The 18,033-nt window shown below is 62.1% G+C and carries 16 protein-coding genes; 9 read left to right on the top strand and 7 right to left on the bottom strand.

The genetic code is table 11. From position 1 onward, the window contains the following. The first annotated feature begins 387 nt into the window (after nt 1-387). The 6 genes from G7Y51_RS00845 (at nt 388) to gatA (ending at nt 8,128) form a co-directional block, all read left to right on the top strand. On the top strand, nt 388-2,037 hold the full coding sequence (locus tag G7Y51_RS00845; protein WP_165174534.1) for a methyl-accepting chemotaxis protein: 1,650 nt from the start codon (nt 388-390) through the stop codon (nt 2,035-2,037). Nucleotides 2,038-2,142: 105 nt separating this feature from the next. Continuing rightward, nucleotides 2,143-2,397: a hypothetical protein gene (locus tag G7Y51_RS00840; protein ID WP_165174533.1), complete on the top strand. Its 255-nt coding sequence runs from the start codon at nt 2,143-2,145 to the stop codon at nt 2,395-2,397. 239 nt (nt 2,398-2,636) lie between these two features. After that, nucleotides 2,637-4,580 (top strand): molecular chaperone DnaK, encoded by a 1,944-nt coding sequence (dnaK, locus tag G7Y51_RS00835; protein WP_165174532.1) that lies wholly within the window; start codon nt 2,637-2,639, stop codon nt 4,578-4,580. Nucleotides 4,581-4,834: 254 nt separating this feature from the next. Continuing rightward, nucleotides 4,835-6,238 carry a hypothetical protein gene (locus G7Y51_RS00830; RefSeq protein WP_165174531.1) on the top strand — a complete coding sequence of 468 codons (1,404 nt, stop codon included), beginning with the start codon at nt 4,835-4,837 and terminating at the stop codon, nt 6,236-6,238. Nucleotides 6,239-6,306: 68 nt separating this feature from the next. Continuing rightward, nucleotides 6,307-6,603 carry an Asp-tRNA(Asn)/Glu-tRNA(Gln) amidotransferase subunit GatC gene (gene gatC, locus G7Y51_RS00825; RefSeq protein WP_165174530.1) on the top strand — a complete coding sequence of 99 codons (297 nt, stop codon included), beginning with the start codon at nt 6,307-6,309 and terminating at the stop codon, nt 6,601-6,603. 64 nt (nt 6,604-6,667) lie between these two features. Further along, nucleotides 6,668-8,128 (top strand): Asp-tRNA(Asn)/Glu-tRNA(Gln) amidotransferase subunit GatA, encoded by a 1,461-nt coding sequence (gene gatA / locus G7Y51_RS00820; protein ID WP_165174529.1) that lies wholly within the window; start codon nt 6,668-6,670, stop codon nt 8,126-8,128. Between the two features lie 57 nt (nt 8,129-8,185). Here gatA and G7Y51_RS00815 read toward each other — a convergent pair whose 3' ends face one another. From G7Y51_RS00815 to G7Y51_RS00805, 3 genes are all read right to left on the bottom strand, one after another. Then, the gene (locus G7Y51_RS00815; protein ID WP_165174528.1) at nt 8,186-9,472 is read right to left on the bottom strand and encodes an L-serine ammonia-lyase, iron-sulfur-dependent, subunit alpha; all 1,287 of its coding nucleotides are present in this window, start codon (nt 9,470-9,472) and stop codon (nt 8,186-8,188) included. Beyond that, on the bottom strand, nt 9,469-10,674 hold the full coding sequence (locus G7Y51_RS00810) for a dicarboxylate/amino acid:cation symporter (protein ID WP_165174527.1): 1,206 nt from the start codon (nt 10,672-10,674) through the stop codon (nt 9,469-9,471). The genes G7Y51_RS00815 and G7Y51_RS00810 overlap by 4 nt, the downstream gene beginning before the upstream one ends. 222 nt (nt 10,675-10,896) lie before the next feature. Next, nucleotides 10,897-11,796, bottom strand: coding sequence for a M23 family metallopeptidase (locus tag G7Y51_RS00805; RefSeq protein WP_165174526.1), 900 nt, complete (start codon nt 11,794-11,796; stop codon nt 10,897-10,899). 133 nt (nt 11,797-11,929) lie between these two features. Between G7Y51_RS00805 and G7Y51_RS00800 the strand changes: the two genes are divergently transcribed. Continuing rightward, nucleotides 11,930-12,460 carry an SMI1/KNR4 family protein gene (locus G7Y51_RS00800; RefSeq protein WP_241160086.1) on the top strand — a complete coding sequence of 177 codons (531 nt, stop codon included), beginning with the start codon at nt 11,930-11,932 and terminating at the stop codon, nt 12,458-12,460. A 70-nt stretch (nt 12,461-12,530) separates the two neighbouring features. Here G7Y51_RS00800 and G7Y51_RS00795 read toward each other — a convergent pair whose 3' ends face one another. Then, nucleotides 12,531-13,289 (bottom strand): tRNA 2-thiocytidine biosynthesis TtcA family protein, encoded by a 759-nt coding sequence (locus G7Y51_RS00795; RefSeq protein WP_165174525.1) that lies wholly within the window; start codon nt 13,287-13,289, stop codon nt 12,531-12,533. 352 nt (nt 13,290-13,641) lie between these two features. Between G7Y51_RS00795 and rpoZ the strand changes: the two genes are divergently transcribed. Both rpoZ and dnaJ read left to right on the top strand, forming a co-directional pair. Continuing rightward, complete coding sequence (rpoZ, locus tag G7Y51_RS00785) at nt 13,642-13,881, top strand: DNA-directed RNA polymerase subunit omega (protein WP_165174523.1); 240 nt, start codon at nt 13,642-13,644, stop codon at nt 13,879-13,881. A 588-nt stretch (nt 13,882-14,469) separates the two neighbouring features. Continuing rightward, on the top strand, nt 14,470-15,582 hold the full coding sequence (dnaJ, locus tag G7Y51_RS00780; RefSeq protein ID WP_165174522.1) for a molecular chaperone DnaJ: 1,113 nt from the start codon (nt 14,470-14,472) through the stop codon (nt 15,580-15,582). A gap of 60 nt (nt 15,583-15,642) precedes the next feature. Here the strand turns inward: dnaJ and fliW are convergent, their stop codons facing one another. The 3 genes from fliW to flgL are packed head-to-tail and all read right to left on the bottom strand — an operon-like array spanning nt 15,643 to nt 18,029. Beyond that, nucleotides 15,643-16,188 carry a flagellar assembly protein FliW gene (fliW, locus tag G7Y51_RS00775; RefSeq protein WP_165174521.1) on the bottom strand — a complete coding sequence of 182 codons (546 nt, stop codon included), beginning with the start codon at nt 16,186-16,188 and terminating at the stop codon, nt 15,643-15,645. Beyond that, nucleotides 16,167-16,403, bottom strand: a complete 237-nt coding sequence (gene csrA, locus G7Y51_RS00770) for a carbon storage regulator CsrA (RefSeq protein WP_165174520.1) — start codon at nt 16,401-16,403, stop codon at nt 16,167-16,169. The genes fliW and csrA overlap by 22 nt, the downstream gene beginning before the upstream one ends. A 12-nt stretch (nt 16,404-16,415) precedes the next feature. Beyond that, entirely contained in the window at nt 16,416-18,029 is a 1,614-nt protein-coding gene (flgL, locus tag G7Y51_RS00765; protein ID WP_165174519.1) for a flagellar hook-associated protein FlgL, read from the bottom strand. Nucleotides 18,030-18,033: the final 4 nt, after the last annotated feature.

Raw genomic sequence — 18,033 nt, 5'->3', positions numbered from 1 at the left:
GAAATGGCCCTAACCGCAGGATTGGTTATGCAGAATAGTCCCTTCTCGTCGTCCCGGCAGAGAGAGAGAGAGAGAGAGAGAGAGAGAGAGAGAGAGAGAGAGAGAGAGAGAGAGAGAGCCTGTCTTTTCCCCGCTGCGCGCCACAAGCGCATACCTTGCGAAAGCAGGCGCAGTGGTCGCACGCGTCTTCCCTGGCAAGCAACGCGAGTCGCGCTGTAAAAACGCCATCCGAATCTTTCCGCTTACCTGCCCGCATGCGCTTTACCTGTTCCGGGAGCGCCCCGGGCCCCCCCGTATTTCGCCAGCTTCATGCCGCAGGAGGAGAAAATCGGCCCGCCCTGGTCAAAACACACTGCATTGTCTGCCCGCTAGTGGAGGAAACACATAATGCGCTCAACTCTCGACACAAAACTTGTGCTTGTTCTTATCGGTGCAGTGCTTTTGACCTGCGCTGCCATGATGGCCCCCGGTTATATCTATCTGGATCGTTCATTCCAGCAGGCGACACAGCTTGAGCCCGGCCTGGCGGCCAATGTTCCCGCGTCAGACGGCCTTTTTGCCGCTCTGTTCTGCAGTCTCGCGGCCGCCGCGCTGATTATGCTGCTCGGCAGCGTGTACATTCGCCGCACACTCAGGCCGATCAAGAAATGCGTGAGCTTTGCCGAAGCCGTGGCCCAAGGGGACAACATCGATCTGGACGTATACCGCGGCGATTGTCTGGGCCATCTGGCCGAAGCCCTGCGGGGCATGGTCGGCAAACTGCGCGCACAGACGCACTGGTACGAGAGCATCCTCAATGCGCTGCCTTACGGCATCTCCGTCACGGACATGGATATGCGCTGGACCTTCTGCAACACGGTTGCCCTCAACAGCATGGGCAAAACCGATATGGCCGAGGTGCGCGGCCTCCATTGTTCGGAAAAAAAGGGAAATATCTGCAATACCCCCCAGTGCGGCATCGAACAATTGCGCCAGGGCAACCACAACGTCCTCAATCACATGCCCAACGGCAGGAGCATGGAAATCTCGCTGGACTATCTGCATGATCAGGAGGGCCAGAGGATCGGGCACCTCGAAGTGGCCAGGGACGTCACCGAACGCCTGCGCCTGCAAAAAGAAGCCGAGGAGGCCAGCGTCAAGGCCCGTATGGACACGGTGAACTCTCTGGAAGGCGTGGTGGCCGGGCTCAACGCCACGGCGGATCAGCTTACGGGCAAGATCGACGACGTGCGCGAGCATACCCGGCGGGTGGCCGCGCGCATGGCCGAAACAGCCACGGCCATGGAAGAAATGAATTCCACCGTGCTGGAAGTGGCGGGCAATGCCGAAAATGCGGCGCACGCCTCCTCCTCGGTGCAGGGGCAGGCCCGGGACGGCACGGAGCTGATGCTGCGCACCATTCGGAGCATCCAATCCGTGCAGGAGCAGTCCACCGGCCTGAAAAGCGAGATGGAAAGTCTGGACAGGCAGGCGCGGGATATCGGCGCGGTGCTCACGCTGATCCGCGACATTGCGGATCAGACCAATCTGCTGGCGCTCAACGCGGCCATTGAGGCCGCCCGCGCCGGTGACGCGGGGCGCGGCTTTGCGGTGGTGGCCGACGAAGTGCGCAAGCTGGCTGAAAAAACCATGAGCGCCACGCGCGACGTGGAATCCGCCATTGAGACCATCCAGCAGGGGACCGGCAGAAGCGCGCTTACCGTGGAAAGCGCGGTGCGGGCCATTGACGAGGTGACCGGCATGGCTCAGGATTCCGGCGGTTCCCTGGAGCAAATCTTCAGCCTGGCCAATGATTCCAGCAGCCGGGTGGCGGCCATCGCCACGGCCGCCACCGAGCAGTCCGCGGCTTCCGAGGAGATCAACCGGAACATCGCGGAGGTGAACGACCTGAGCAGCAATATGGCCGAGGCCATGAACAACGCCGCCGCTGAGGTGGATGCCATGAACCGGCAGGCGCAGGTGATTGCGGCCATTCTGGACAATATCCGCAATCAGGGCGCGGACGCGACAGGCGCGGCCACCGCTCACACAGGCTAGAGCGTTTTGCTGCAGTCTTGATGAAGCAGAAACCCGCCTGTGGCGCGGCTCGTGAGAGCCGCTACAGCCAGAAATCCCCCGACGTGAGAGCGTGTTGCCAATGAAATGAGCAACACGCTCTCACTGCGCGGGGCGTCGGCACTTGTTGAAAATTTCCCTCCTCTTCTTGCTCAGAAAACATGCATCGGCTCCCTGCAAAAAAAGAGGTTTTTTTGTAAAAATCTTTCTCCGGCACTGGACGCGCCCACAGGAAGCCTTATTTTATTGCTCGCGCGGCGCACGTTGCCAGCATTAGAGCGGTTTGCTGTTGAAAACGGCAACCGCTCTGGCGGCCGCGGAGCGGACGCCCGCGCCGAATGAGCCTGAAAACCACGCTTTTCAGGCGAAATGATGGCAGCGCCGCTTTTGAAATTGAATAATTTCAAAAGCAAAATGCTCTAGAGGCGCAGTGCGGCGTCCGCTTTGGCCCGCGGACGTCCAAACGGCCCGCAACGGGCAGATCCGCGCGGATTCATCCGCAGCAGAATGAGCGCTTTTGCTGCGCGCAGCGGGGTAACGCTCCGCCAGGCCTGACCATATTCCCTGAGGAGGACACACATATGTCAAAAATTATCGGCATTGACCTTGGCACCACCAACTCCTGCGTGTACGTCATGGAGGGCAAAGACCCCAAATGCGTCACCAATCCCGAGGGCGGCCGCACCACGCCTTCCGTGGTGGCTTTCACTGATAAGGAGCGGCTGGTGGGCGAAATCGCCAAGCGCCAGGCCGTGACCAATCCCAAGCGTACCATTTTCGCCATCAAGCGCCTTATGGGCCGCAAATATGACAGCCCCGAAGTGGATCGCTGGAAAGAACATTCGCCCTATGCCATTACCAAGGCCCCCAATGACGACGCCGGCGTGGAAGTCGATGGCCGCGTCTACAGCGCGCCTGAGATTTCCGCCATGATCCTGGCCAAGCTCAAGGCCGACGCCGAGGCCTACCTGGGCGAGCCGGTGACTGAAGCCGTGATCACCGTGCCCGCCTACTTTAACGACGCCCAGCGTCAGGCCACCAAGGATGCGGGGCGCATCGCCGGTCTTGAGGTCAAGCGGATCATCAACGAGCCCACAGCCGCTTCCCTGGCCTACGGTTCGGACAAAAAGGCCAATGAAAAAATCGCGGTCTTCGACCTGGGCGGCGGCACGTTTGATATTTCCATTCTGGAAGTGGGCGACAACGTCGTGGAAGTGCGCGCCACCAACGGCGACACCTTCCTGGGCGGTGAAGATTTCGACCAGCGGATCATCAACTGGCTGGTTGAAGAATTCAAAAAAGAAAACGGCATCGATCTTTCCAAGGACAGCATGGCCCTGCAGCGCTTGAAAGAAGCCGCGGAAAAGGCCAAGAAAGATTTGTCCACAGCTATGGAGACAGAAATCAATCTGCCCTTCATCACTGCGGATCAGAACGGCCCCAAGCATCTGCTGATCAAACTCAGCAGGGCCAGGCTGGAATCTCTGGTGCGCGATCTCGCGGATCGCACCATTGAGCCCTGCAACAAGGCGCTGACCGACGCCGGGCTTGAGCCCGGGCAGATTGACGAAGTCATCCTGGTGGGCGGCATGACCCGCATGCCCCTGATTCAGAAAGTGGTCAGCGACTTTTTCGGCAAGGAGCCCAACCGCTCCGTGAATCCCGACGAAGTGGTGGCCATGGGCGCGGCCATTCAGGGCGGCATCCTCAGCGGCGACGTGAAGGACGTGCTGCTGCTCGACGTGACCCCGCTTTCCCTGGGCATTGAAACCATGGGCGGCGTGTTCACCAGGCTTATTGAGCGCAACACCACCATCCCCACGCGCAAAAGTCAGATTTTCACCACTGCCGCGGACAATCAGCCCTCGGTTTCCATCCATGTGCTGCAGGGCGAACGCCCCATGGCCAACGACAATATGACCCTGGCCCGCTTTGACCTGACCGGCATCCCCCCGGCGCCGCGCGGCGTGCCGCAGATCGAGGTCTCGTTCGATATCGACGCCAACGGCATCGTCAATGTCTCGGCCAAGGACATGGGCACGGGCAAGGAACAGTCCATCAAGATCACGGCTTCCTCCGGCCTCTCCGAGCAGGACATTCAGCGCCTGGTGCGCGAGGCCGAGGCCCACGCCAGCGACGACAAAAAGAAACAGGAGCTGATCGAAGCCCGCAACCATGCCGACAGCCTGATTTACGGCACGGAAAAATCCCTGACCGATCTCGGCGACAAGGCGGACGCGTCCGTGAAGAGCGACATTGAAGGTAAAATCGCCTCACTGCGCAAGCTGATGGAAGGCGAGGACGCCGCGGCCATTAAAAACGCCACCGAGGAACTGGCCAAGGCTTCGCACAAGTTGGCTGAACAGCTCTACCAGCAGCAGGCCCAGCAGAACGCCGGAGCCGCGGGCGGCCAGCAAGGCGCCGACTTCGGCGCAGGCGCGGGGGCCGCGGGCGGTTCCGCCAATGCCGGCAATTCCGGCAACGACGACGTGGTGGACGCCGATTACACGGAAGTGAAGAAATAAGACGACGTGACCGGCTTGCCAGCACGCGTATGCTGTACTAAAAAAGGTCTGACCGATACGGTCGGGCCTTTTTTTATGATCAAAGCGCCTGCCGCGTCCCTGACCATGCCGTTTCGGCGGCCGCGGGCGCGCCCTGAGCCTTGCCGGCGGCACAGAGGATCCGTCCGGCTGTCTGTTGCCCGGCGCTTTGTTCCCGCGGCATTCCGATTGAAATGAGAGACTCTCAAGCAGAAAATACGCTACGAGGAGCCGCCATGCCTACCCTGCCTCGTCCTGTGCCTTTCAGCCCCCCTGCCCTTTTCGCGGCCTTCGTCAGTCTGGCCGCGCTGTTCATGCTTGCCGCCTGCCAGATGCCCTTCGGCAAGCGCGCAGCCGGGCCGCTCACGCCCGCGACGCCCATGCCGAAGGCCGGGCCTTGCATTGTGCTGGCTCTGCCCGCTTCCGGCCCGTACGCGCCCATTGCCAACAAAATCAGGCGCGGCGCGCAGTTGGCCATGCGCGAGCTGACTGGCGGGGCCAGCAAGCCGCGTCTTGAGATGGTCAATACCGAAGCTCCGGACTGGCTGGCCCGGCTGACCGCCCTGCCTTCGGAATGCGCCGTGGTGGGCGGCCCGCTGCAGGCCCGCGGCTATGCCCAGGCCCGCGCGGCCAGGGCCACGGAACAACGCGCTTTTTTCACTTTTTTGCCTTCCCTGGAACAGGGCGACGAGGGGGCCAGGGCCTGGCGGTTTTTCCCCAGCCCGCAGGATCAGATCGACACCCTGATCGCTTTTGCCACCAACGGCCTGAACATCCGCGCCTATGGAGCCTTTTATCCGAGCGACGCCTACGGCGCGCGCATGACCGGCCTGCTGGAGCAAAGCCTGGCCGCCCGGAACATGGTTTTGCAAAAAGCCTCGTATGATCCGGCAAACCCCAGCTCCTGGAGCGACGCTGTGGCGCCGCTGATCAACGCCGCCCAGGCCGAGGGCAGCGGCGCGCCCATTCCCCAGACGGCCTTTGAGGCCCTCTTTTTGCCCGACTCCTGGAAAAACATGGATATGCTGACCACCAGCCTGCTGTACAACGGCGAGGATCGTCTGGTGCTGCTGGGCACGACCCTCTGGGAGCAGAGCCTCTCCGGCAAGCTGGCGCCCAATGCGGAAAAATATGCCCTGGCCGTGTTCCCCGGCGCATGGAATGCCGCACAGGCTCCGCGCGCCCTGCAAGCTCCGGGCACTGACCTCTGGGTGGCCCTGGGCTATGATTTCACGCGCTTTGCCGCCTCGCTGGGGATTACTTCCCGCCTGACTTCGCCGGAAATAACCGCGCGCGCCGGGCGCGCGGCCCGGATGATCTGGGGCATGGCTCCCATCACCTGGGACAGCACGGGCGTGGCGCATCAGAAGCTCTTTCTGTTTCAGGCTTCGGCCGCGGGCATGACCCCGCTCAACCTGGAGCAATTCAGCCAGGCCCGATCCGACGTGTTGCAACGGGCCGCGCTGCGTATGCAGGGCCTTCCGGCCGTGGACGCCGAAGGCAACCCCCAGGCTCCGGGCATAACGCCCGCCGCGCCTCAGACCCAGACCCCGGCAAGCGGCGTCCTGCCCCTGAGCGCCACGCCGCAGCCTTCCTACAAGCTGCGCCTGCCCGCAAGGCCGCCGGCCCCGGCCCGCTAGCACCGTGTAACGCTTAGAGTTATATGGCGTCAGCCGCCGGCGCGCCGTACAGACAAAGGATGAAAGCAATGGCAGAAAACAAAACCATCAGCCCCGAAGAAGTGGCCCACATGGCTGCGCTTTCCCGCCTGAGCGTCAGTGCGGAAGAACAGGCCCTGTTTGCCCGCCAGTTCGGGGATATCCTGGGCTATATGGACGTGCTCGCTCAGGTGGACACCGAAAATGTGGAGCCCTTGTACAGCCCGGCGCAGCACGCGGCCCCGGGGCGGGAGGATCAGGCCGTCAACCGCCGCACACGACAGGAAGTGCTGGCCAACGCGCCGGAGCAGGACGGGGAATACTTCATTGTTCCGAGAATCGTGTAGGCTCGAATCGTTGCGGCAAGAGCCCTGATGGCCCGACATATTTTCAGCTCCAGGCAGGATACGCATGACCGACATCTGTTCACTCTCGCTCACGGCAGTGGCCACGGCCCTGCAAAAAAAGGAACTCAGCGCCGCGGAAACAACCGCTGCCTGCCTGGAACGCATGGCTGCCACAGAGCCCGAAATCGCAGCCATGCTCACGGTGGACGCTGACGGCGCGCGCAGCCGCGCGGCAGAGCTTGACCGGCAGGGGCCAGATCCGGCGCTGCCGCTCTGGGGCGTGCCCGTGACGCTCAAGGATGCGCTCTCCACCAAAGGCCTCGCCACCACCGCGGGTTCGCGCATTCTGGAAGGATTCACGCCCATCTATGACGCCTTTGTGGTGGAGAAGCTGCGCGCGGCCGGGGCCGTGATTCTGGGCAAAGCCAATCTGGATGAATTCGCCATGGGATCGGGCACGGAAAATTCCGCCTACAAAAAAACCCGCAATCCCTGGAATACGGCCAAAACGCCGGGCGGCTCATCGGGCGGCTCCGCCGCTTCAGTGGCCGCCGGGCAATGCTTTGCCTCTCTGGGAAGCGATACGGGCGGCTCCATCCGCCAGCCCGCCTCGCTCTGCGGCTGCGTGGGCATCAAGCCCACCTATGGCCGGGTGTCGCGCTACGGGCTGATTGCCTACGGTTCCTCACTGGATCAAATCGGGCCTCTGGCCCGCAGCGTGGAAGATTGCGCCCGGGTGCTGACGGTGATCGCCGGGCACGATCCGCGTGACGCCACCAGCGACCCGCGGCCTGTGCAGGACTATGCCGCGGCCCTGACCCGTTGTGATCTCAAGGGCGTGCGCCTGGGCCTGCCCAGGGAATTTTTCAAGGACGGTCTGACGCCGGAGGTGCGCGCGGCCTGCGACGCCGCCCTGCAAAAGGCGCGCGACCAGGGCGCGGAACTGGTGGAAGTGAGCCTGCCGCATACGGATGCGGCCATTGCGACCTATTACATTATCGCCATGGCCGAAGCCAGCTCCAACCTGGCCCGCTTTGACGGCGTGCGCTACGGCCGCCGCGCCGCCAACGTCAAAAACCTGGAGGAGCTCTACGTCAAGTCCCGCTCCGAAGGCTTCGGCCAGGAGGTCAAGCGCCGTATCATGCTCGGGGCGTATGTGCTTTCCTCAGGCTACTATGACGCTTACTACCGCAAGGCCGCGCAGGTGCGCCGCCTGATCCGCGACGAGTATCTGGCCGCTCTGGAGCTCTGCGACGCGCTCTGCGCCCCTGTCTCGCCGGTGACGGCCTGGGATCTGGGCAGTCACACGGCCGATCCCCTGCAAATGTATCTCATGGACGCCTATACCCTTTCGCTCAACCTCTCGGGCCTGCCGGGTCTGGCCCTGCCCGCGGGCCTGGGCAGGGAAAGCGGGATGCCCGTTGGCCTGCAATTGATCGGCAAAGCCTTCGAAGAAGCGGATCTGCTCAGCATCGGGCACGCCCTGGAGCGCGCCCTGCCCCACATAGGCCGGCCGCAGATCTAGAGCATTTTGCCCATGAAATCAGCCAGAGCGGTTTGCTCATGAAATCAGCAAACCGCTCTAGGTTTTATGCAGCATGATATCCAAAATCACCTTATCCGTCTCGCGCATGCCCGTGGAGCCCAAACGCCCCAGATTGGCGATGCAGGTTTCAATGTCCTCATCCACAATACCTTCATTGCCGGGCACGGCCGAGCCGCTCATGGCCAGCATGGCGGCCTGAATGCCCGCGCCCACGGCTGAAGCCACCTTGAGCGCGCAGGAACTTTTGGCCCCGTCGCAGATCATGCCCGCCATATTGCCCACCATATTGCGCACGGTCATTTCCATTTCCCTGAGCCCGCCGCCCAGGAGCAGGGCAATGCCGCAGGCCGCGGCCGTGGCCGCCACCATTGCGCCGCAGTGAGCCGAGAGCCGCCCCAGGTGGTGCTTGATGTGAATGGAGACCAAATGGCTCACGATCAGGGCCCTGGCCAGCTCCTCGTCGCTCTTTTCCAGACGGATGGCGCAGGCCACCACCGGCATGGTGCAGGTGATGCCCTGATTGCCGCTGCCGGAATTGCTCATCACCGGCATCATCACCCCGGCCATGCGCGCGTCCGCGGCCGCGGCCGTGAGCTTGATCGCAAAGCTGGGCATGTCGTCGGAGAGCATTTGCTGCCGGATCCGGGCGTCCATGCTCTTGCCCACGGCCAGACCGTACTGGGTTTTGAGACCTTCCTCGGCCACCTGGCGGTTCATGCGCGCGGCTTCCAGAATAAAGGATATTTCCTCCAGGGGCGCCGTGGTGGCAAAGGCATGGATGCCCGCCAGCGTCAGGGGCCAGGCTGCCCCGTCCGCGGCCTGGCCGTCGGCCCCGGCGCTCCGTTTTTTTTCAAAGATCAGCTCCTGCCCGCGCCAGACCCGGGTGATGTTGGCATGACTGTCCCGCAGCTCGGCCGTGGCCGTGTCCGCGCCACTGACGGCCGTCACGGTGCAGAAAAGCAGCAGATCATTGTCCGGCAGTTTGAGTTCCACCTTGCCGGTCCTGACCATGTCTTTGGCCCGCGCCACCTGCTCCGGGGTCAGATCCCGCAGACATTCCAGGCCGAGCCCGCTTTTGCCGCCCAATGCTCCCACAGCGGCCGCGATAGCCAGGCCCGTCTCGCCGGCGCCGGGCACCATGACGCCCATGCCGTTCTTGAGCAGATTGGCGCTGACCTCCACAGTCAGGCGATCGGGCGGCCGCCCCAGGGTTTCAGCCGCCCTGGCCGCCGCGAGGGCCACGGCAATGGGCTCGGTGCAGCCCAGGGCGGGCACCACTTCCTGATGCAGCAAATCAAGAAAGGCTTGTCGTGAACAACTCATGCATTCTCCATGTCCTGCGGGCTCTGCAGGGGCCCGAGCTCGCCGTGGCGGTTGAAAAGCCCCTCCAGCATCAGGGTCAGGGCCCCGTCGCCGGTGACGTTGCAGGCCGTGCCGAAGCTGTCCTGAAGGGCGAAAATAGCGATTAAAAGAGCCACGCCGGTCTGATCGAAACCCAGCACGCCGGTCACAATGCCCAGCGAGGCCACCACTGTGCCGCCGGGCACGCCGGGCGCGCCCACCGCAAAAATGCCGAGCAAGACGCAGAACAGCAGCATGGTGCCCAGCGAAGGCAGCGTGCCGTAAAGCATCAGGCTGATGGTCATGCAGAAAAAGGTCTCCGTGAGCACGGAACCGCACAAATGCACAGTGGCTCCCAACGGCACCATGAATTCCACCATCGTCTTGCTGAGCACGGGCGAGCGGCGCGCGCACTCCAGGGCCACGGGCAGGGTGGCCGCGCTGGACATGGTGCCCACTGCCGTCAGATAGGCCGGCGCATAGTAGCGGAAAATCCTGGAAGGATTGCGCCCGGAAACCGCGCCGCCGATGCCGTAGAGCAGCGCGAGCCAGATGAAGTGACCCACGATCACCAGAAGCACCATGCTCACGAAAACGGGCAGATGCCTGGTCAGCGAGCCCTCATAGGCCAGACCCATGAAGGAAAGGCCCACGAAAAAGGGCAGAATGGGGATCAGCACCCTGGTCACCAGCCAGGTCACCACGCGCTCCAATTCCATGAAAATCCTGCTCAGGGTTTCGGACTTGGTCCAGGCGATGCCCAGGCCGAAGAAAAGCGCGGTGATCAACGCGCTCATGACGCTGAACAGCGGCGGAATATCCAGACGAAAGACCATTTCCGGCAGGCTGCGCAAATTTTCCGTCTGGGTGGCGATGGAAAGATGCGGTATGATCAGATAGCCAGAGAACATGGAAAAAAGCGCGGCGCCCACAGAGGAAACGTAGGCCAGGCACACGGCCGTCACCAGAATTTTGCTGGCGTTGCGGCCCAGGCGCACGATGGCCGGAGTAATGAAGCCCACAATCACGAGAGGCACCAGAAAGAAGATGATCTGACCGAAAATATGCCGGGCGGAAACCACCACGTCCATGACCGACTCGTTGGCCACAAAACCCAGCAGCGCGCCGATGATCAGCCCGGCCAGCAATTTGAGAATAAGGGATGCGTTACCTGTCTTGGCCATTTGGGCACTCCCCGTTGTTGAATGATGAACGCGCCGCCCCAGCTCCGCAGGCGCATGGATCCAGCCCAGAGACACTGCAGAGGCAGTATAGACCAGGCTATCCCCGTAGTGCAACAGCTAATGCCGGATGCGGAAATGTCGGGAGGAAGAAAAAGAAAATGCGGCGCGCAACGCTTTTCAGCACGGCCGCGGGAGAGCCGCCGGAGGAAAAGGCCTGCTTTGTCATTCCAGAATATAACGCATGGGATTGACCGGCACGCCGTTCAGGCGCACCTCATAGTGCAGATGCGGCCCGGTGGTGCGGCCGCTCATGCCGATATAGCCGATGACTTCGCCGCGTTTGACCCATTGGCCGTTCTGCACGGAAAAACGCTGCATGTGCCCGTACTTGGTAATGATGCCGCCGCCGTGGTTGATTTCCACACTGTTGCCGTAGGCCCCGTCACGCCCGGCCAGAATCACCGTGCCCTGGGCAGGAGCCATGATCGGCGTGCCCATGCGGTTGCTGATGTCCAGGCCCTTGTGGAACTGGCCGCCGCGGCCAAACGGCGAGGAACGCCCCCCGAAGCTGGAAGACACAAAACCCACCACCGGCCAGATGGACGGCATGGAGGCCAGCGCGTCGCGGTTTTCGCGCAGGGCGCGCAAAAGATCCTGCTGGCGGACTTCCTCCAGACGCACGGACTCGGAAAGCAAAGCCAGAAAATTCTGCATCTTGCGGGCAGCCAGCTCCTGCCGGTGCAATGGCAGGTAGGAGCGCGAAAAATCGCTCAAACGCTCCATGCCGCCGCCCACATCGGCAGGGTCCTTTTCCATGTTCATCATGACCCGCAGCTTGGAATCAAAACGCTGCACGCGCTGCAAGTCCTGGCTCACAGCCGAGATCCTGCCTGTGAGATTGGCCAGCTGGCGGCGCTGTTCCTCAAGCACGCGCTGCGCGTTGGCGAGCTCGTCGCCCAGAGGGCGCGATTGCAGCCAGGCGCGCGCCAGCCACACATTGCAGGCGATCAGCGCCAGGATCAGCACGCAGGCCGCAAAGCCGAACCAGCCGCGCATCCGCAGATTGCGGCTGCCGCTGCGTCCTTCCTTGAAGATGACGATATGGTATTTGCCGAGCAGCATGAATTTTCTATTGTAGGGTCAGGCGCTCCCCCTGTCAATGCGCCGTTGCGCCGCATACAGGGCTGACGCGTCTTATGCGGCAGCCCGGCAAGGCCCTCGCCTGCTGCTGACAAGAAGCGCGCGGGCGTGTATAGTGTCTGCGCGGTTCGCGGCCCAGGGTCAGCCCTGGCAACGAACCGCCCACAAGGAGGAAAAGCCCATGCCGAAAAACGCGCCCGGCCCTGTGCAGACAGCCCACGCCGCTCCCGCTGCCGACGGGCGGCAGGCTTTGCAGGCTCTGCTGCCTGCATTTTACGCCGCCGCAGGTGATTTTGAAGATCTGAACGCCGCGCCGGGCCTTGGGCCGGAAGAAATCGCGGGCCTGGAAAAAAAGCTGGAATTCACTTTTTCCAAGGAGCTCAGGGAATTGATCGGCCATTGCGCCGCCCTTTCCATGGCCGGTCTGTCCGTCAAGGCCGCCGAGTTCGGTCCCATCGTCATGCCCGGCTCCGAAGCCCTGGTCATCGGCGAATTTTATCTTTACAGCCCCGGCGACCGCCTGCTCATGCTGGCCGGCGATCCGGCCGTGTATTATCTGGAGCAGCACAACGGCGCGATTACCAGAATGGCCGACGGCATCATCGACTTTTTTGAAAAGACCCTGGTGAAATACCTTCAATCCTAGAGCAGCTTGCTTTTGCAACGCGCGCTCCGGCCCAGGCGCGTTTGCCGAAACAGCGCAACGCTGCCCGGCGTCAATCCGCATTTTCCGCGCCAGGGCTGTTTTTGCGCAGTTGCCAGCGGGTCAGACCGTTCAGGATGCTGCGCCGGGCGTCTTTGCTCACGCCGTAGAGCTGTTCCAGACTGCGGGCCATGCTGCTGCGCGCGGTGCGCCCGGCCGAAGGGCAGGCATTGGCCCATGTTGGCAGTTCCCACTGCCGGGCGGCCTTGATGATATACTTCTTTTCCACCAGCAGCAGCGGCCGGATCACTTGCAGGCCCCCGTTGAAAAAGGGCTCGCTCATGCTCATGCCATCCACCCGGCCGTTGCGGCAGAGATTCAGAAAAAACGTCTCCACCAGATCCTCGGCATTGTGGCCCAAGGCCAGATGGCTCAGGCCGTAACGCGCGCAAAGCTCGAAAAGCCGCTTGCGACGCAGCCAGGCGCAACGAAAGCAGGCCGAACGGCGCAGGTTTTGCTCCGAATGGGCCTGTGGCCCGTAATCCGTCACTTCCAGATGCGCGGCAATGCCCTCCTGCGCCAGCCAGGGCAGGAGCGCGGCATGACTTTGCGGCGCGAAGCCGGGGTTCAGATGCAGGGCCATGAGCTCAAAACGGAACGGCACAATGCCCTGGCGTATTTTGAGCGTCTTGAGCAGGACGAAACTGTCCACACCGCCGGAGACCGCCACGCCCACCCGGCAGCCGGGCCAGAGCATGCCGGTTTTCTGCATGGCTTTGCCCGCGCTTTTGACGCAGACTTCCTGGGCAAAAGAACGCTTTTCCCTGCTCACGGTTGTTGCTCCGCAGGGCAAGCGCGCTGCCTGGCCCGCGTGCGCTGGCAGGCATACCCCACCCGCGCCGCGCGCGGCATACACAATGCGGCGCAGGGCGCATGCACGCCGTCCGGTTCATGGACGGGATTCACAAAGCTGAATGCGGGCATGGTTCCTCCGGCCCTTGACGGACAACGCAAGCGCACCGTGCTGTTGACAGACTCGGCGCATACCCATATCATATCTTGTTTCGGCAGGTAAAGCCTTACTCCATGACATATTCGCGCCCGGCCCCTTTACATCCGGCCGGGCGGTATTATTTCTCAATCGTTCCCGTGCTGGCCTTACGGCCGCGCAAAGAGGAGGCAGCATGGCCCGCATTACTGTGGAAGATTGTCAGGAACGCGTGGACAACCGTTTTTTGCTGGTCCAAATGGCCATCAAGCGCGTCCACCAATACCGCGAGGGCTATGAACCCCTGGTGGAGACCCGCAACAAGGAAGTGGTCACCGCTCTGCGCGAAATCGCAGCCGGCAAAATCTTGCCGGATGACATGAGCCTGTACAATCCCCTGCCCGATGGGCAGGAAGCGCCCGATACCGAAGGGTAGAGCGGTTTGCTGTTGAAAACGGCAACCGCTCTGGCGGCCGCGGGAGCGGACGCCCGCGCCGAATGAGCCTGAAAACCACGCTTTTCAGGCGCTTGTCCCGCTTGCGGGGAAATGATGGCAGCGCCGCTTTTGAAATTGAATAATTTCAAAAGCAAAATGCTCTAGAACAGCTTCAGTCCCCTAAAGCGCCACTGCCCGGACGGTTGCGGAAGCTGACCGCCTGCGCCCGGCAAAACATGCCAAGGGCCTTGTGTTCGTGAACATGCGCTCTGCGTTCGCGCGGGCAGCGCGCTGCATCGTTGCTGTCACTAGCCCTGTGTCGCTATCTGTACGCCCTTGCGGGCTACAGCTGCCGCGCCCGTACTTTGCTGCGCCCGAACGGGCGCAACCCTGCTCGCCTCGCGCCGGCCTTACAGCGGAGCCGTGAGAGCGTTTTGCTCATGAAATTAGCAATATGCTCCAGGGATCGCTGCGGCCTTCAGCGCGGCGCGGGTTTTCTGCACAACGCGGACAGCATATACGGATGGGGGCTTGCGGCGCACGCGCCGAGGCTGACCGATTGTCACACGCAACAGACCCGGAAAAATTATGATGCAGCGCGATTATTACGAGGTATTGAACGTCAGCCGCAACGCCGATGAGGCCGAGATCAAACGGGCTTACCGGCAGATGGCCATGAAATACCATCCTGACCACAATCCCGGCGACGCCGAATCGGAACAGAAATTCAAGGAAGCCGCCGAGGCTTACGACGTGTTGCGCGATCCTGAAAAGCGCGCCCGCTACGATCGGTACGGGCACGCCGGCGTGCAGGGGGCTGGCGCCGGGGGCTTTAACAGCGCGGACGACATCTTTGCCCATTTTAGTGATATTTTCGGGGATCTCTTCGGCTTTTCCTCGGCTTCGCGCGGGCCCAGGCCCATGGCGGGCGCGGATTTGCGCTACAATCTGACCATCAGCTTTGCCCAGGCGGCCAAGGGAGATGAAATCACGCTCTCCCTGCCCAAGCATGTGGTCTGCTCGGAGTGCAAGGGCAGCGGCGCAGCTCCGGGCAGCAAGGCCGAAAGTTGCCGCCATTGCAACGGCACGGGCCAGGTGCGCCGCTCCCAGGGCTTTTTTCAGATTGCCATGCCCTGCCCTGTCTGTCAGGGCAGCGGCCAGATGATCACCAAACCCTGCCCCAAATGCAAGGGCGAGGGCATTGTGGCAGAAACCCGCGAGCTGGTGGTGCGCGTTCCCGCCGGAGTGGACACCGGCACTCGCCTCAGAGTGCGCGGCGAAGGCGAGCCCGGCGCGCACGGCGGCCCTGCCGGGGATCTCTATGTGGTGTTGACCGTGGAGCAGGACAAACGCTGGCAGCGCCAGGGGCAGAATCTGCTCTACAGCCATGAGATCAGTTTCGTGCAGGCCGCCCTGGGCCACAGAATTGAGGTGCCGGGCCTTGAAGGCCCGCTGCCCCTGGAAATCCCCAAGGGCATCCAGAGCGGCACGCTGCTGCGTCTTTCCGGCGAGGGCCTGCCCTACCCCGGCCGCAAGCAGCGGGGCGATTTGCTCGTGGAAATCAAAGTGCTTACGCCTACCCGCCTTTCGGACCGGCAAGTGGAACTCTTGCGCGAATTTGAGCAGGCTGAAAATCAGACGCCCCTGGGAAAAGTCAAAAAAGCGGCCAAGAAAATCAGCAAAGCCATGGGGCTGGAGTAAAGCGTTTTGCTCATGCAATGAGCCAAACGCTCTGGCGACAGCTTGCAGCGCGCCCGGCCGTCAGTCGATGTCGGCATCCCGGAGCCGCCGGCTTTCCGCGTTCTCTTCCGCGGGCGCGTCTTCCGCTACGGGGGCTGCGGCTTGCTCTGGCGCGGGCGTCACGGGCGTGAGCGAGTGCATGTTGATCTGCACGGGCCCTTCCACGCTCTGGGGCACTTGCAGGCCGATGCGCGCCTTGTGGTTGATCACGATGGGCCCGGTCAGATTGAGCGCGGCTTTTTCCGGCTCGCCCGCCGGGATGGAGACAGTCACCAGAATCGCCGCGTCTTCCATGTTCTCAATGCGCAGCAACTTTTGCTCGGCATCGCCGATCATGACCGGATAGCTCTGCAAAAAGCTATAGGGATCGGCCACCAGCAGACCAACCTGCGGCCTGTTCACGCTCTGCAGAATCAGCAACGGAGCCTCAGGCCGGATCTGGAGCAGGATGAAGTCCTGCTCCTCCTCAAAACCGGCCAGGCCGCGCGGGAAACGGACGACTTTTTCAGTGTCGATGCGGCGTCGGCCGAGGCGGGTGTCGATCTCTATTTCTTTGTTTCGTGCCATAGTTCAGCAGCCACCATAAGATCTTCGTTACTGGTTTCCAGAGCGCGGCGGTTTTCCTCAATGACGCGCTTGTAGACCTCTTCGCGGTACACAGTGGTATCCTCGGGCACTTCCAGGCCGATCTTGACCTGTTTGCCCTGCATACCGAGAATGGTTATGCGTATGTTTTCGCCCAGATACAGGCTTTCCCCGGGGCGTCTGGTCAATATCAGCATAGGCTGCCACCGTTAGATGTAATTGGCAAGGCTTAACTGCATAATCATGGATGAAGACTTGAGCACTGTGCTGTAGGTCAGCTGCTGTCGGGTAAGCTTTGTCAGAAGCTCAGTCAGGTCAATGTCTTCTGTATAACTCAATCGCTCCTGCTGGTCCAGCTTCTGAAAGCTGAGCACGTCCCTGGCCATTTCCACGCGGTTTTCCAGGCCGCCGATGCGATCCGCCTCGGTCAGAATGACCTCATGGGCTTTTTTCAGATCCGCCAGCACCTGACCGCAGCCCGTGGCATTGTTGTTTTCGCAATAGGCCACGAGGTTGCCCACCACTTCAAAGAGGTTGGAACTTAAATCGCCGTCCTTGTTCAGGGCTGGTCTGCCCTGGTAATAGCCGCCGAAAATATCCTTGCCCACGCTGTTGGCGGGAATGTAGGTATCTTTCATGATCTCGAAATCCAACTCCGCGCGGGAGGGATGGATCAGGATCTGCGCGCCCGCGGGCACGGTGGAGACGCCGCCCGCAGCGCCGTTGGCGTCCAGATCCATGTAGCCGCCGGGCAGGGGCAGGCGCAGCGTGCCGCCGCCCGTGGTCTGCCCCTGGGCCGTGACCCAGGTGGACCCGCCGTCCGAGCTGTAGGAATAGGTAAAGTCCCTGCCCACGCTGTTCAGATCCGTGGCCGTGTCCATGCGCACCAGCACATTTTTTTTAAAGACCCCGCTGGCCTGCGCCGCAAGGCCCGGCTGGCCGCCCATGATCGTCATTTCCGGCGGCGGATCCTTGTCGTCGCCCTGATAGACGGCCGTGGGCCGGATATACAGCAGCGTGCCGTTTTCCGCGCCCGGCCCCAGTTCCGTAGCCGCGGCCTTGACCGTCAAGCCGGTGACGGTGGGCGGAGCCGTGCCATTGTTCACGGATTTGGGCGGCAGGGTCACGCGCACGCCATCCGCCACCAGGGTGCTGTCCCCGGCAGCCAGCGCGGCGTCGTTCCAGGTTTTGCCGCCGTCCTTGGACCAGCGGTAGGTGAGGGCGTCCGCGCCCACTTCGCCGTCGCTGGTAAACTGGATCATCATGGAACTTTCCGACGCGCCTTCAATGACGTATTGCGGCGGTTTCCATTCCACGCCGCTGGCGTCCGTGACCGACTGCCAGTCCTTATCCCAGGTGGTCAGGGCCAGACCTTCCTCAAAGGCGTTGACGTCATATTTATGCCCGGCAAAAATGCTCTTGCCTTCAAATTCGGTATTGGCCAGGTTGATCAACGAGCCGAAGATCTCCTTGACCCGAAAGCCGATCTGCTTGCGGTTCTCGGCGGTCATCTCGGTGTTGCTGGCCTGCTGGGCCAGTTGCTCCAGCTCCTGAAACAATTCGCTGACCCGGCTGCCGAGGATGCTGTCGGCCAGTTGCAGCCAGCCTGTGGCCGTGTCCGCGTTGCTCTGGTACTGCGTGGTGGCGTTGATTTCGTCGCGGCTCATGAGCACGCGGTAGGTTCCGGCCGGATCGTCCGAGGGCCGGTTTATTTTTTTCTGCGTGGAACCCTGCTCATTGCTTTCCATGTAGGCCGCAAGGTTCTTCTGCATCTGACCGACCATGCTGCCGTACATGGTACGTTGGGTAATGCGTACAGACATGGCG

This window comes from Desulfovibrio sp. ZJ369 (assembly GCF_011039085.1).
Lineage (GTDB): Bacteria > Desulfobacterota > Desulfovibrionia > Desulfovibrionales > Desulfovibrionaceae > Desulfovibrio.
The sequence above is the reverse complement of the archived record's forward strand: the minus strand, read 5'-3'. Positions and strand labels throughout refer to the sequence as shown.